The 15,502-nt window shown below is 45.7% G+C and carries 17 protein-coding genes; all 17 read right to left on the reverse strand.

The genetic code is table 11. The features are described 5' to 3' along the window. The coding region (locus tag C508_RS0116870) for a hypothetical protein (protein WP_018704748.1) at window positions 1-529 on the reverse strand (529 nt) is incomplete at its 3' end. Window positions 530-951: 422 nt separating this feature from the next. After that, complete coding sequence (locus C508_RS19110) at window positions 952-1,365, reverse strand: DUF6979 family protein (RefSeq protein WP_018704749.1); 414 nt, start codon at window positions 1,363-1,365, stop codon at window positions 952-954. 43 nt (window positions 1,366-1,408) lie between these two features. Beyond that, window positions 1,409-1,837, reverse strand: a complete 429-nt coding sequence (locus C508_RS0116885; protein ID WP_018704750.1) for a hypothetical protein — start codon at window positions 1,835-1,837, stop codon at window positions 1,409-1,411. A 41-nt stretch (window positions 1,838-1,878) separates the two neighbouring features. Next, the gene (locus C508_RS0116890; RefSeq protein WP_018704751.1) at window positions 1,879-3,624 is read right to left on the reverse strand and encodes a DUF262 domain-containing protein; all 1,746 of its coding nucleotides are present in this window, start codon (window positions 3,622-3,624) and stop codon (window positions 1,879-1,881) included. A gap of 52 nt (window positions 3,625-3,676) precedes the next feature. Then, entirely contained in the window at window positions 3,677-5,398 is a 1,722-nt protein-coding gene (locus tag C508_RS0116895; protein WP_026319585.1) for an AlwI family type II restriction endonuclease, read from the reverse strand. Between the two features lie 2 nt (window positions 5,399-5,400). After that, window positions 5,401-7,290, reverse strand: a complete 1,890-nt coding sequence (locus tag C508_RS0116900; RefSeq protein ID WP_018704753.1) for a Dam family site-specific DNA-(adenine-N6)-methyltransferase — start codon at window positions 7,288-7,290, stop codon at window positions 5,401-5,403. 72 nt (window positions 7,291-7,362) lie between these two features. Then, the gene (locus C508_RS19115; RefSeq protein ID WP_018704754.1) at window positions 7,363-7,542 is read right to left on the reverse strand and encodes a hypothetical protein; all 180 of its coding nucleotides are present in this window, start codon (window positions 7,540-7,542) and stop codon (window positions 7,363-7,365) included. Between the two features lie 160 nt (window positions 7,543-7,702). Continuing rightward, entirely contained in the window at window positions 7,703-8,143 is a 441-nt protein-coding gene (locus C508_RS0116910) for a recombinase family protein (RefSeq protein WP_018704755.1), read from the reverse strand. 125 nt (window positions 8,144-8,268) lie between these two features. Continuing rightward, complete coding sequence (locus tag C508_RS20465) at window positions 8,269-8,421, reverse strand: SHOCT domain-containing protein (RefSeq protein WP_018704756.1); 153 nt, start codon at window positions 8,419-8,421, stop codon at window positions 8,269-8,271. Window positions 8,422-8,458: 37 nt separating this feature from the next. Continuing rightward, complete coding sequence (locus C508_RS19720) at window positions 8,459-9,148, reverse strand: DUF6088 family protein (protein ID WP_018704757.1); 690 nt, start codon at window positions 9,146-9,148, stop codon at window positions 8,459-8,461. Window positions 9,149-9,234: 86 nt separating this feature from the next. Further along, window positions 9,235-9,855 carry a hypothetical protein gene (locus C508_RS19725; RefSeq protein WP_018704758.1) on the reverse strand — a complete coding sequence of 207 codons (621 nt, stop codon included), beginning with the start codon at window positions 9,853-9,855 and terminating at the stop codon, window positions 9,235-9,237. 3 nt (window positions 9,856-9,858) lie between these two features. Further along, the gene (locus C508_RS0116930) at window positions 9,859-10,443 is read right to left on the reverse strand and encodes an N-acetylmuramoyl-L-alanine amidase family protein (RefSeq protein WP_018704759.1); all 585 of its coding nucleotides are present in this window, start codon (window positions 10,441-10,443) and stop codon (window positions 9,859-9,861) included. Between the two features lie 166 nt (window positions 10,444-10,609). Then, window positions 10,610-11,059 (reverse strand): (2Fe-2S)-binding protein, encoded by a 450-nt coding sequence (locus tag C508_RS0116935; protein ID WP_071595813.1) that lies wholly within the window; start codon window positions 11,057-11,059, stop codon window positions 10,610-10,612. 196 nt (window positions 11,060-11,255) lie between these two features. Further along, entirely contained in the window at window positions 11,256-11,687 is a 432-nt protein-coding gene (locus tag C508_RS0116940) for a phage holin family protein (protein WP_018704761.1), read from the reverse strand. A gap of 15 nt (window positions 11,688-11,702) precedes the next feature. Next, window positions 11,703-12,341 carry a hypothetical protein gene (locus C508_RS0116945; RefSeq protein WP_018704762.1) on the reverse strand — a complete coding sequence of 213 codons (639 nt, stop codon included), beginning with the start codon at window positions 12,339-12,341 and terminating at the stop codon, window positions 11,703-11,705. 12 nt (window positions 12,342-12,353) lie between these two features. Further along, the gene (locus tag C508_RS0116950; protein WP_018704763.1) at window positions 12,354-13,364 is read right to left on the reverse strand and encodes an Ig-like domain-containing protein; all 1,011 of its coding nucleotides are present in this window, start codon (window positions 13,362-13,364) and stop codon (window positions 12,354-12,356) included. Further along, window positions 13,361-15,502, reverse strand: a 2,142-nt coding sequence (locus C508_RS0116955; protein WP_026319587.1) for a hypothetical protein, incomplete at its 5' end; no start/stop codon positions are given. The genes C508_RS0116950 and C508_RS0116955, both read right to left, overlap by 4 nt.

The raw sequence follows: 15,502 nt of genomic DNA on the forward strand, positions 1-15,502 counted from the left end.
TTTCCACCGCTTGGGCATTAACCCATTTCAGCGCTCTTGCCATGCCGTACAACTTGTCTATGAACTGGGTATAGGCGTTAATCTCGTCCGGTTCTGTGGTCTTGGGGAACCAAGGGAAGCTGACCGTATCGCCGCTGATCACTAGCATCGGGGCATCCACACCGAAGGCTCTGCCGAACAGAGCGCCCTTGCTTTGAGCCAAGCGGTTCAAGTTCTCCAGCGCTTTATCGGTAAAGCTGTCCTTAGGCAGGGAAACCACAAAGCCGCTATGCGCTTGGTCGGCATTTTCCTCCGCTTCACCGACAAAACCTTGCTCGGCCAGATAGACAAGCAGCCGATTGACTGTTTCGCTATCCACCTCGCTATCGATATGGAGCGTCCCTTGCCTGTCGAGAAGGCACCCGCCAATTTCATAGGCGTAGCTTGGGACGCCTTGGTAGCGAGCCACTGTGTTTAATACTTCGCTGACCGTTTGCGCTAATTTTTGCCGTTCTTTGCCTTTGACGTTATAAGGGATTTTCATTTTCATACTGTAGCACCCGCCCTTCTGTTTGGTTACTACATATATGCCTCTGATTGGCACAGATAGCAAGGAGATTATTTGATAAACGGGAGGGGCTGGGTGATTCTCTGCCGCTTTTTGGCGGGAGAGCGCGTCCGGCCTTTCGCGTGAATTTTTCAAAAATCAAAAATCAAAAAATCGCAATCAAAACGAGGTTACGCCATGCTTTTCACAGGTTTTCCCTATGCCTTTTCGTGCTGAATACGAAACAATTCAGCGAAATTAGAACCCCCGAGCCACTGAAAACACTGGCTTTCGGGGGCAAACGGGGTATCCCCCCTGCGTAATTCTGCGATTTTTCGCGTGAAGGGGGGCGGCGGTCTGGGGGGTAAAGGCTGTAGAGATTGACAGGCCCCTACCGGAGTAGAATACTGACCTTCCCATTAGTACTATGAAAGATTATTAGCAATGTACCCTTTCTCCCAAAGCGATACTACAACATCCATCTGTCCATTATGTTTCTTTCCTAAATCATCGCCGAAAGATTTTAATACTTTAAACCACAGAGTTTGCTTGCTTTTAGCTAATTGGGGTTGCGCCCTGAGCAAATCAACTGCCACCGTGGCATACTTCCCATTTTTGCTATTAATCGCTTCTTCAACATCATAGTCATTGATGGCTGTACTGTTTAAAAAGCCGGCAGCGCACAAACCTAAGAATGCCTTACGTGGACATCCTTTCTTTCTACTACTAGCGCTTGCTATTACATTAATACACGCCAAATTCCAAGCCGCCAGCGGGGATAAATTCCCTTCAGCCATAAGCTTGGCACTAGAAACGGCAACTTCCCCGTACTGTCCCACAAGCGAACCTCCTGTCTATACCCGACTTTTATCTTACAAATCATTATCGCTGAATAATCTTTGAAAACCGATAAGGTTCCATTGCGTCTTTTGCTTTTTGTGAAAAGCTTATTCCCCATTCCGGTTCCGATATCAGTCCCGGATAGTCTTTGCCCTTAAAAGGATATATATCCTTACCCCACTCAATAGCAGGCACTAGGTATAGGATTTTTTCATCTTCGTTGTGGGGAATGTAAGTCACTGCCATAAATAAATCAGTGTCGCAAATATTGAATCTGCGTTTTTCCATGAAAACATAGCTGCCAATTTGCGATACTGCTCTAACTTTAATCCTCATAGTCCTGCCATTCAATGAGGCAATGAAATCAACGGGGCCTTTTGTTACAGGTGGCCTATCGATGGAAAAGCCATGACCTACAAAGATTTTTTCAGCAAATGTTATCCCAGCTTTGTTTATTTCATGCTTATTCATTTCTCTGCCCCCTAACATTTATAAACCCCGCGAAAAATGGGTTACAGCAATTCTTTGCTCAACTGGTTAATAAACAGTTCTTCTCTTTTTTCAACAAATTCCAGGAAATTGGAGAATGACAAATCAATATTCTTTGGTATGTAATGTTTCTTCTTATAATCGTCTACGGCATCGGCGGCTATAGTGTTCTTCATCCACACATCAAAATCGGTATTATTCTTCTCGATATTCGGTATGGCTTCTAAAAGCTGCAAATTCCCGATATAGTTATAGTTATCAAGGAAATCGCCTATATCGTCAGATTTTATTCCCCGCTTCTCCAGTTTCTTTTGCGTAAAAGCGCTCTTGGGGAATATGTGATCAATGTGGAAATTATTTCTCAAGTCCGCCCATGGATATAAAATCGACAGAATAACCAGAGTATCACCATGCCCATACTTGGTATAAAGTAGATTATTGATGTCTTCGTCCGTAAATACAAGAGTGCGATTAGTGCCTTTAAAGTGCTTGATTATCTCATCAAGTGGGAACTCTCCCGTAGTGTTCCTTTTTACAATATCTCTTATAGGCTTGAGAACGCCGTCTGGCATAAAACTGAACACACGCTTAAGCAACGATAAGGTAAACCATTTTTTAATTTTTGCTCTATCGCTAATTTTCGAACTGGAAACTTCAAAGTTATCTGGCAAACCAATATTTTTAAGATAACACGCAATAGGTATGATTAAATTGTTGGAAGTGATGTTTTCCCGGCTAAAGCCAAAACTAGCGATTAAGCGAACCGCATCCCGAATGGCTTTTGTTATATCATCCCAGTTATCTTCGATTTTCAGCATATTACTTCTATTGAAATTGTCTACTTTAAATGTTATATCCGTAAAATCGCTGAGAACCAAGCAAGCCTTTAACACAAAATCCTTGTTAACGTTAAATCCGTTGCCGATTTCATTGATTTCGTCCACAAACTTATTTATTTCTTCTCTGGCATCCCGTTTTTCCCATTGAGCCGTTGCAAACGAAAGCAATAAATCCGAATAGCTGAGCGTAGTGCCGCCGCTATTCACACGGATAAAAATATTCAGCACCTTGTCGAGTTCCTTGCTCTGTTCAAGGTAGTAACTTACAGTAGGATTAACATGAATTATGGCATATAGCTTAGACAACGCATCGTTCGCAAAGTCCATTTTCTCATTTGCAACATCTTTGCTGACAATGTTTTTTGACCAATATTTCATTACGTCAGATAAGCTTTTCATATCAAGCATATCTCCGACCTTAAACCAGTGATAGTCATCATCGTTGGCCTTGGCTTCACTATCCGTCAAAAACTCAAAATCATATTCATACTCTGCGTCCTCAGAGGGTTTTAGCAAATTCAGATATAGCTTTCTGGTGGGATAGGCTTGTTCATTATCCCACCGTTTATATGACAATTTATATGCGTAAGAGCCTTTTAGGCCTATGTATAACGAGGTTAATCGTTGCTGACCATCAAGAACAGCGATGATGTCTTCCGAGCCGCTTAAATCTGCCTTTTCATTATGCCTTTTATTGCGCTGGTGGTAGTCCCTTAAAAACTCATAAAACCGAAATTCTTTAATGTTCTCCCGGCTTACTTTCCAAAAAAGGAATGCGTTAATAGGATACTCCCGCATTAAGCTGTCAAACAGCTTTGTTATTTGATCTGTATCCCATACGAATTCTCGCTGAATTGACGGAAGCAGATATTTCTTTGCGTGTATTTCCGATATTACCTCGTTAATTGTCAGTGGCGTCTGGAATGCCATTTAAACTCCCCCCAACAAATATACCTATACCTAAAGTTTCCCTCTTGGTTAATCAAGAAAAACTCCTGCACATACGTGCTACATTACGCCCAATTGCCCGCTTCCACTCTGGTGCAATTGCATTACTCTCTGCCCGACAGCGTATTAGCAAATCATACAATAGTTCCGGATTCAAGCGGCCTTGGCAGCGGAATGCCTGTCCAAACATTTCAGCAAATTGTTCCAAAGTAAAAGGAACAATCCGAAGCGCGAGAGATGAATCATCATTTCTATACCAAACACCAATACGAAATGTTTCTGCAGTATTTGTGTCAATAGTGTTTGCAACAAATAAACCGTAAACCTCTTTGTCCGGATACTGATCAACATATTGCGCAACGTGCCGACGAACTGGTTCACCTTCAGCTGCTTCCTGTCGAGAAGACGAAGTCAAGGTAACTTCAACCACTAAAACGAACTCTTCAAATTCAAAAATCATGTCCGGGCCACCGCCGGGAGCCGTAAAGCGTGGACGAAAGTCAATATCAACATCAAATCTTCGGGCTTCCCATGGCATGTTCACCAAACTATCAATTGCCAAAAAGGCTCGCCACAGTATCCATTCAAAATATGCGGGAGCTTCACCTTGAGGAATTAATCCACCACGTGCGCGAGGGCGCTGTAGCGCCTGCATATACTCATGGATTTCTTCCCATTGCTGTGCTTGGTTTTGGGCATACTGAATCTCGCGTAACTCGAATATTCTTTGCTCGAATGTATACCTTATTTGATTTACTTCTTGAACCGGAAGTTCGTTCAGATTTGCAGGAACAGGTTGTTCAACGCCGAATTCCCGGCGCAACGCTTCCGCTAATTCTATAACAACAGCCGCAGCACCAGTTAAATTGTCAGTAGGTAATGCCGCACCTTGCCAAAATCTTGATAAATATTGTCGCCCAGTTAAAAACTGAAACGGCGCTGCCATAATCTGTCTTACTAATGACAATCTGTGATCGGCAATACCTATACCGCGCCCAACGTCCGAAAACAAACCTGTTAATTTAAAATAACGAAAATTTGTATCTGCATAATCATTTAAGGTACTTTCATTTTGCGATGCACTTGCCGCCTCAGCGCGTACCTGATTTTGAAAATTTCTTCTCTCCCGTCCTTGAAGTGATGCTTCTTCTGCACGATAACAAGAAATAATTTCAGCAGCTATCGCAGCATGTTCTTCACTTCCAAGAAGCTGCACAATACTTGCCATCTCATTCTTGGTTATTCTTAACTCTAAGCCACGTCTTTCCAATTCGATAAACACAGATAAAACTATGCGCAATGGATTGAAAGGCGGCACATCCACAAATTCTTCAACCGCAGAAGGTACTTGTTGTGCCAGCAACCCTCTCAAGAAACACTCTTGCTCCGCCGGCAACGAAGCTGCTTCAATCAATCGCCTACCATTGGCTGTTATCGTATATGCTGACGCAGTAACATGGTTATCCCTTAACAATTCTTCATCTGGTGTTATAAAGCCAAGTTGAGTAAGGCAGGCTCGCCATTTTCTGCCCATATCGGAAACATCCGCATCCTGGTTATCTTCTAGTCTAGACATAGAAACAACGCCCGCATCATTCAGTACTCGGGCGAATCGATTTTCATGCTCATTTCCTTTTAAATTAGTTAACCCAGCAACATCAAGCGCTCTCAAGGCATACTTTATCCTGTAGGCAGACCTAACCGTTGTATTGCCGACATACCATGCTTTCGGGAGTCGCGGAAGCGTTTCTAGCATGTTCAATACCCCACAAATAAATATTCCTGTACTTTATTGCGATTGTCATTTACTTTGTGCCCTTGGTTACCAAAAGAATATCGGTGATCAACAACAACAACTTCAACTTGATTTTTGTACTTCGCCATCAATTCGATCATTTGCTCTTGCGTCGGCAGAGAATTAGATGAGTAAGAAACAATGAGCACACTATCTTTGTGTTGCCTAAACAAACAATCAAAGGCATCATAGGCTGCTGTTGCCGTTGAAAATGGTGTTGGATAGCTTTTGAACTTCTTTGTCTTTGTGTGTTGCTGAATTTCAACACCTTTCCAATCTCTAGCAAGGCCCTCTAGGAAATGGTATCTTCGCACATATTCATTATCTGAAAGCGGACTGTAATAAGGCGGGTCAATATATACTAGATCAGCTGTGTGACGAAGACTCATAGCATCTCCGTGTACTGCTCGATTTGTTTTTCCGTTATCAAAAACCGCCCCATTAATCTGGCGAATAGCTGTCAAAAACTGATCTTGCAACGTCATTCTCAAATCTTTACGGCCATCGTCATACCGGAATCCTGTATAAGTAAAGATACCTCTTGGACGCTTTTTAAGGCATGCACGTATCAGTGCCGCCATAGCAACATCTCGTTTGGCCGCGCCTTGCAAATTCTTTATATTGGCACGTACTCTGTCAATAAAGCAATTATCTTCATCCGAAAAATAAAGTCCTTGGAAAGTAGACGCAACAAAATCGTCTGTTTTAGTGTCTTGGAGCAGTTTTTCTATATCAGCTTTCGATAAAGTAGCATTGTTATTTTGAATGGTTGCGCGAGCAAAGCAGGCCGAAAAAGCCATATAATCATTCGAAAGAACCTGTTTTCCCTGAGCCTTCATCATATAGCCAACAACGCCACTTCCAGAAAAAAGGTCTAGAACGCTGCTAAAATTGAACTGAGAAGCAACATTCCATATATCTCCAATAAGATTTTGTTTACTACCCATATATCGGGTAGCGGGTAACTTCTTCATTTGTGTTGGTAAGATTACAGGTGTCTCAAGTACAAAGAGTCTCTTTTTAGGTTCAATCGTTACAATAACATCTTCGCCACTGCGCTTAGTAGCATCACAATTGATATAACGCCGTGTATTGAATATCTCGACTTTATATTTGTCAAAAAGTTCATGAACCAAAGGATGATTAGAATTTGTTAACACCACATGACAACCCAATTCATGCAAACGATTGATCTCTTCTGCTAACTCTCTGTGATCTTCTTCGTAAAATTGTTCTTTAGTATATCGCTTGAAGTCAGCATATTTTGATACTGGCAAATATGGTGGGTCAAGAAAAATGAAATCTCCAGCCTCAGCTGTTTCTCGCAATACTGTCTTATAATCTCCTAGCAAAATCTGAGCCTGTGCAAGTTTGCTACTCGCTGCTCGCAGATTGTCCTCATCACAAATAAGCGGCTTCTTATAGTGGCCGAAAGGAACATTAAACTGGCCTTGTCGATTTACACGATAAAGGCCATTAAAACAGGTTCGGTTTAAATATATGGTACGCGCAGCTTTTAAGGCATCGGACATTTCTTCGACGTTAGCACTTCGAACCTTATAAAAAAACTCTTTGTCATTTGGCATTTCCCTCAAATGCGAAATGACGGTATCAACATCAGAAGCAACTATATTATAAAGATTAATAAGTTCTGGATTTGAATCCGCAATAACGGCTTTATCCGTCTGCAATGCAAAAAATAAAGCTCCGCCACCAAAAAACGGCTCAATATATTTACCATACTTACTTGGTGTACGAGCCAAGAGTAGATCTATAATCTGCTGTTTACCCCCAGCCCATTTCAATATGGGGCGTGGAAATGCTCTTACGCTCTTTTTTTCTGCAGGAAACATATGAACACCTCCATCTTTTTCAACTTCACATCCGGCAAACAATTTATTGTGACTTAAGAAAAAACGCAAGAACTAAAATAGACTGCGCCCCTTTTCTTTATTTCTTTCAATGTATTCACGCATCAAATCACGAACAGCAGCCGCGCCACTGCGATCGTTAGCCTTCGCAGCTGCTACAAATTCGGCATGAAGTTTTTTGGGTATTGGCACTGAAAACTTAATGGTGTCGTGTGCTTTTTCAATCTTGTCCATATTTTCACCTCACGGCACATCATAATTTCAAAGTTCACCTTACCGTAATAATACCGCAAAAATTGCGGTATTGTAAAGCATTCTTTTCAGCGCACGATAGTATGATTTCATTCAGTTTCGTTTACTAAATTCAAACACCAACCAAACACCAAGCGCCGTTTTAAATGCCTATAAATGCCCGTATCATCGGCTTTCTTCGGGTATCGGCGTTTATGTTCTCGAAAAACACCCCAACGCCCCAGTTTTTCAAGAGCCTGACTGTTTCAATGCAGTCGGCAGTGTTTCTTGCAAAGCGGCTGATAGACTTTGTAATTACAAGGTCTATTTTGCGATTTTCAGCGTCCCTAATCATCCGCAGAAATTCCGTCCGGTTCTTCTTGTTTTTGCCGGATATCCCTTCATCCGCATAAATGCCGGCAAATTTCCAATCCGAATTACTCTCAATCATAGAGCTATAATGCCGAATCTGCGCATCAAAAGAATTTTGCTGTTCTTCGTGCATTGTGCTGACCCTGCAATATGCACAAACACGAAGCTTAGTGATCCTTTTTCCAACCTCATCAAATCCAGGTGCTGCTTTAATGGTCGTTACTTTTTTCATACTTTGCTCCTTTCCAACCCGCAGTTTTGAGGAATGCGGCAACATGATTTAGGTAAAAAAAATATACCCACCTTCATTAATTTAGAAGGTAGGTAATGTTAGCTCTAATGGGCGTTTATAGCAAGTCATTTAGTCGTTGATTCATTGATAAATGTTCGCCTGTTTTCCGCATCGATTTTTTCGTATTCTCTCTTTGTGATTAGGCCTTTTTGAAGCATGCTTTTGATAATATGGCTAGCCACTTCATACTCATTTGATATCACCGGTTGTATTAACATCGGCCACACCTCCTGGTGAAAATCAGGCAAAAATAAATCATACTACCATCTCCATTCTCGGAGTGCGATATCTCGAAGTCCCATTCAAATATTTTTTCAAACCATTCCTAATCCCATAAAAGTCCAACAGCTGTTTCAAAAAAGCAATCGTCCTCTTTTTGTAACTCAACTTTTTGTAAGCTTGCTCAAAAATTTTTTCATCAAATTCCTTCACTGCATACCCACAATATGCTGCAAAGCTCTTTTGATTCAAGTCTTCAATTTCATGGTAATTCTCCAATATCTCCATAAACTCTATTGTTGAAAGCATGTGAGGTTTATAAAAAGAATCCAGTCTTTTTACATTTACGTTTTTTACAGTCCCCTGCGCCACATTGCTTTTCATCGAATAGATCTCAATTTTTTTGGAAATCTGCGTTGTAAGCTTGTATTTATTGTATAGTTTATAGCCTGTTTCAAAACCATACTTATTGTTTTCCCCGAGAAAGTATTGAACGATTTCCTTTTCTCCCACTAGAATCATGCCGAAACGTGTCATCTTGGGCTTGCAATATATGCCTTTACTAATTCGAGCAATTTTCCCATCTTTGCTCAACCGTTCCAAGCTTTTCAAAAAAGCCGCTTCTGTCATATCAAAAAAATTTTTCATATATAATTCTCGTGCAATTATAATTGCCAGCGCTGGCATCTTCTCCACATATTGCAATACGCACTGGGTGGCACTCATACAAATTCCCCCTGTCATTACCATTGTAGACTGCCACCTACATAGTGTCGAGTTTTTTAAATTTTTACTAGACAAAATCCTATTGTTCAAAACCGCCACACATGCTTGACCTCCCACCCGGAGGTCCTTATTTTTCCTCTCGCCAGTTCTTCCGGCACCAGGTGCACTTCCGCAGCCACTGCCTTATTGGGAGCATAGTTCCGCTGCACCCCAATGGGCATGTAAGCATCGCCACGATGGCTGCCAACCCCTGCGGAAATCTCCCAGGACTTATCCAGGTTGATCTTCAGTACATCCACCTTATACTGGCTCTCGTTTTTAACCACTGCCGTCCGGTCGGTCTTCTCCAGCGCCGCTGGCGGCAGCGTCGCATCCTGCTTATTGATCCGCTCCGCCACCTGCTCAGCCGCCACCTCCAAAGAAGGGGCTGTAACAGTAAAACTAGTAACAGGCGGCTTAGCTTTGAGCTCTTCATAAGCCGCCTGCAGCTCCTTGGCATTCATTTGGGAGATAGAAAGCGCCCTACGCAAAAGCTGCGTCTGCTCCAGTTGTTCCTCTTGCAGTACAACCGCCTGCCGGTGCTGTTCTTCTGCCTGTTGCGCTCGCTGCCAAAGCCAGAACAGAACAGCGCTTATGACCAGGAAGAAAACAATCAGCCACTTATTTTGCTTAAGGGCCGTTTTCCATGTTTGAAACAACTGGATCATATTTCATCCCTCCATTGCTACAAAATAATCGGTCACTCCCCGCGCAATCGCTCTGGCATATCGGTCCTGCCATGCAGCGTCTGCTAATAGTGCCGCTTCCTCTTCGTTAGAAATAAACGCCATTTCCACAAGGCACGCCGGTGCATCGGTATGGACCAATACATAAAAGCGGGACTCTTTGTCCGGATCGCCATCCGAGTAATCTGTCCTTCCTTTTCGATCAGGAAACTCGTCGGCAATCTGCCTATAAAGGCTAGTCGCAAGTGTATCTCCCAGCGTATCCCCCGGCGAAGTCCAAACCTCATAGCCTTCCGCACGCGGATTTTCCGCGCTATTGCAATGAAGGGAAATAAAAATATCGGCGCCCCAGTCATTCGCCAGAGCTGTCCGATAGCTTAAATCATCTGTTTCTGCTTGTTCCCAGTCGATTCGGGTTAGCTTCACCTCATACCCTACCGCAAGTAAATATTTTTCAACTAGCCGCGAAACGCTCAGCGCAACATCCGCTTCCTGCAGGCCCGTTGTTGCGTTTACTGCACCAGGGTCAATATTTCGGCCCGCATGGCCTGGGTCGACTACCACTCTCATATTCAATCTCTCCCTTCTCAATTTCGGCTTTGGGTTATGGGTCTTTTTACTTCTAATGCTTAAAATAAGCAACAAAAAAAGAACCTCAACATTGAAGTTCCCTAATGATAAACTATCTCGCTATTTAGCTCTGTTCACATTTTTCATTGCAAAACTGGGGCGCGACTCATTTACTCTCTAATGCTTGCTGAATTACGTTCTCAATATCCTTGTGGCAGCAAGCTCCTTTAGGATTATTGATTAGACATTTACCGTTTTTCATAGCTCCTGTTGCCTTTGCAACATCACCAACTGTTTTTGCGTTGTTTTCAACTACGGCACGAACAATTTCAACCTCGGTAACTTGGTTGCAATAGCACACGTACTTGGGATTAGCCCCCTTCTTCCATGCAATTGGAACCTCAACATCCGCCTGACGAAATATGGCATCAGAACTAAAATACACCACGTCACAATCGGCTGTTAAACAAACGCCAAATTCACCCTCTGCCGGGATATTGACACGAACCATACTTTTGACTGTTTCAAAGGGTACAGACTGCCCTAAATTGTTGCAAATTGGACATACCAAAGCTGCACCACAGCAAGAGGATGAACAGCAACAGTTCTCCACCATAATCCCTCCCATTAACCAGAACATGCGTTAATAATTATTATACCTCATTTTCACACATTCGAGAATAAACCAATTCGATATATGAATAGAGCCTTATTCTCTGCATAATTTCATCTTTTCATTATGCATAAAGCGGTGTCAAATGCAGATAAAATGAACATCCATACGAAATTAAAAAACTCATTAACCAAGCACTCTACGTGTTACTTCTAAAGGACTCTTTTTCTTTCCTTAGCTGCACCAGCTTCTCCCGAATGAAAGCGGGAATATACTCGCCATACCCCATGCGGTCCAAGTTCTCAATAATACTTAAGCCTTCATTGCCCAGATACGCAAAAATCACCATGGACCGGCAGGTGCTAACTCCAAAAATGCTAACATCGATCCAGTGGGCCATTATGACGATCACCAGCATAACGACCTTGCGCTTGATCCCCTCAAAGCCTTTTTTGCTATCAAGGGTGGCAGTCTTCCAAGCGGCGACCATCCCGGTCACGTAGTCGATGATGACAAAGATCAAAAGTGCGGTGATGAGCTTATCCACACCGCCCACCAGAAAGGAAAACCCTGCGCCAATAGCCGAGCCTATGGCCATAATGCGCAGCTCGCTTTGTGTGTACTCAATCATCTTTGCATCCCCTTTCTATACCAACCCATAACTACTCAGTGCCGCTTTTAGCGCCCGTACATCATCCGCCAAGGTTTCGGCGGCATTACGTAGCGCCTGTACCTCGGCCTGCGAATAGGTCGCCCCAATAGCCAAGCCGCCAATAGCCCCATCGGTATTCACTAAGGTTACCGTTGCTTTGGCAGCTGGAGCCGCGCCGAAAAAACCGACCACAGAAGGATTCACAGGTAGTCTTACATTCACAGGATAAAAAGCGTCGCTGGCGGTATTGCGATAGCCCAGCACCAGCCGGTTATACGCTTTGGTCGTACTAGACGCCCCTGTGGTCAAGGAAGACGCAGATACCGTAACCGCCGCATCGTTGGTTTCCGAAAGATCGACATAGGCCATTTGGTTATCGCTAAGGGTGACGCCGCCTGTAGCCACCGTGTTTTGGATGAGCTGGCCATCGGCACGGACAAATAGAATCCGCAAAGCACCGCTCCAGGTAAGCTGCCCACTTGCCGCCGAGTAGTTAATCACCCCGTCGCAGTGGACAATGACGTTCTTGGTATAGGAAATAGCCCGATCCAGGTCCGACAGCGGCGGCTCCATGGAGGATGCCGCAAAGATCGTTGATCCATCCGCATAGGCCGTATGAAAGTTGGCTCCCATTTTATCCCCTCCTTATAGCTGCAATAAAGCCTGTCCATAAGCAGCATACTCGCCTTGCAACAGCGTAATTTCAATATTGACCAGCGTCCCGGCTGTGCCTTCGGTATAGGTGAAGGTAACGCTGCTGGAGCTTCCCGTATTGCCGCTGGCCGGCGCTACGCTGCCGTCGCCGCTTACAATGTTGGCCGTAAGGTTCCACCCCAAAGAAGTAGTAATGGCGTTTCCGTACTGGTCTTTGACGCTGGCCACTATACTCCAGGTACTCCCATTGTCGGTAGCGGTTGTGGCAATAGATGCCGGCACTGGCGCTGACCAGACCTGACTGATATCCACTGCGGTAATCACCGTCTGCCCGCCGCGCGCTAGAAGGTAGCCAATGGGTACATGACCGCTAGGAAGATTGGGCCTGCTTTCTACCGTAGTAAAGGCCGTCCCGGCAGTCTTGGTAACCACCAACGCGGGCGAAAGGCTAAACAGGTCATACCGAAACTGCCCCGCACTCGACGCGGACATACTAAACACTCCAGCTACGTCCCCCATGGCCAGGCCCATGTTCATCTTAAAGACGCTGCCAGCGGCCATAGCCACTGCCGGCACTGCATACTCTGTGCCGCTAAAGCGGGCGACCCCGGTTGTCACATACACGCTCATCCCTGGCGTCTGAGAAATGGCCTTTAGTAAGCAGCCCGCCAAAATGGCATCGTCCGGCGTACTTGGCGTCGGCGTTGCATTACCGCTGACCGGCGTCGGTATGGCTCTACCGAATCCCACCACCTCAATGTAGCCGCGGATGCCGCCGCGGTGAGCAATCCGCACTGCCTGCCCCGGCTTGGCCCACTCTGGGATGGTCGCCCAGTTTTGCGGAAAGCGGGCAATAACGAATTCACTGGAGCCTTGAATCTTGCAGCGGCACACCCGCTCGGTTAGCAGAACATCCCAAAGCACCGCATCCCGGCTTTCCGCCGCCTGTCTGGTGGCTTTATCCGTTGCTCCGCGCAAGAGGCGCTTCCCATAGGTTCTCATAACACCCATCCTTCCAGGCTATCCGTATACTCGCCGCTTCCGCTGCCGCTGGGAAGGGTCATCCTCCGGGTCAAGTTGGTTACAAACAAGGTAAGCAGCGCGCCGGTATAAGGATGCGGAATCTGCAAGGTATCACCGGCATCGTCTTGCAGGTGAACGGTTTTAGAAAACTTTACCCGCCGGCGCTGGGCCTGCAAAATCCACAATTCTCGCTGAGCCACTTGCTGCGCCTGACTGGCGTCATAGACCAGCGGATCGTCGATACGGGTTTCAATCACCGTCCCCCGCAAGTCGTTTTGCAGTTCCAAATCGTTGGCGGACGCTTCAAAGGTCTGGTAGTTCTGGCCAATCGGACAGGCATGAATGGTAAAGGCGTAGTTGCCTACCGCAGCGAGACACTGCAGGGCGATATACAACCCCGCATCCTTCATCCAACTGCCCCGTTTCGTTTCCGCAGGTTCACTAATCATCCCCACCGCAGGCGGCTGGCTTTTCCCCAGCAAAAATAAAGCGATGGCTCCCAGCAAGACAGGCATTAGATTGGGTCCCTGAGACGTTACCTCCACCCAATGCCACTGCGGGTCCACCGCCGATATCCATTGTTTCATTTGTCCGCCCATTTTAAAGCCAATGGACGATACGCTTTGCGTAATTTCTAATCTAGGCCGCACCGCCCGCTTTTGATGATCGTCGCTGTAGTAAATCCGATGCACCTGCTTGTGCTGGAAAAAGCCAAGGGTTCCCGACTCACTGCCGACGCTTTCTTCCGCGGTTTCCACATCCAACGGCGTTCGCCCCTCGCCGGTGACAGTCACTCGGTTCGTGAGGGTGCTATAGCTGTCGTCCGGCGAAAACTCCAGTAGGTTCGTCGCGGAAGTGTAGACGTGATCGACCGGGTTATCTTTGGCGATGCGGCGCGCTTTAATGGTATTGTCCACCAAATCCACGTCCATATAGTAGCCATAGCGGTTGGTGATACTTTCTACCGCTGCCTTCACCGTCGTATCGAGCCACTGATAATAAAGCCCGTCTTCTTCTCCCATGGCCGTTAAATCTAGCTCGGTCTGTTCCACTCCCGCATAGCTTTGCAGAAGATTCCCCAGCGCCGCATCTGGTGTAATCCCGCTATAATACGGACTTGCGACAATGCCCAGGTTCTCCCACAGCGTCCGTCTATCTTCGCACTCCACCGAGATCACCGGATAGTTTCCTCGTTTATAGGAAAGCTTGACGCCTGTCAGTACATACACGCTGGTTCCTTCCTGCCATGTATCAGCACCATCGATCTTCTCCCCCCAGCGCAGGGTAATTTTTTTGCCCTTTTTGAGGTACCGAGACAGCAAGGACGCCTGGTTATGCGGATCGTACAAATGGCCTTTATCCAAGGAAAAGGTGAGTTTTCCCGGTTGGCCGTCGATGCTGCGTTTTTGCTCAATCGCCTGCCCGCGCACCAAGCCAGCGGATAAATCCAGCATGCCGGCTTCTTTGTCCCAATAAAGCTGCTCTCTGGCGCTCCGATTCCAGCGGGTCCAAAAAGCATATAAGCCGTTGGTGGCTGGGTCTACCGCTAATGCTGCCGAGTAGTCCCGGTTTCCTTTTACCAGCGGAGATACAGTTCCAAAATTCCACACCCCACCGGAATAGAACGCATTCACATACTGGGTTTGCTCAATTTTCCCGGCTGCCGGAAAGGCAACCACTCCGGTAAAGGAGTTGCTCGACGAATCACGCACGCCCAGGAAAACCAGTTCGTTGCCGGCATCATAGGCAATAGCAGCACCGCCAAAATCGCTGATACCCGTTGGGAATACGCCCGGCGTGGTGGTGTTATTGATTAAACTCCAGGTTTCAGTCTGTGTATCGAGTAGCGCTACCCCAGCCTCACAAGAAGCCACAATCGTTCCGGTTGGCGTCGCCGTAAGGCATCGAAACTGGGCGTCTTGCGGTCCGCCTGCAATAATTCCGGATGGCAAATACCACTTAACCGCACCGCTCGTCAAATCCACTGAAAGAACACCCCAGTAGTTTCCTTGACCGTAATTGGTAGTATAGCTCCACTGCCCGGCATAAAGTTTTCCCCCGATAATTACCGGATGCCCCGCACCGCAATACGGGAAATTCGGCAGACTGTCCTGGTA

Origin of the sequence: Anaeromusa acidaminophila DSM 3853, from assembly GCF_000374545.1 — a bacterium.
In the GTDB taxonomy this organism is placed as follows: Bacteria; Bacillota; Negativicutes; order Anaeromusales; family Anaeromusaceae; genus Anaeromusa; species Anaeromusa acidaminophila.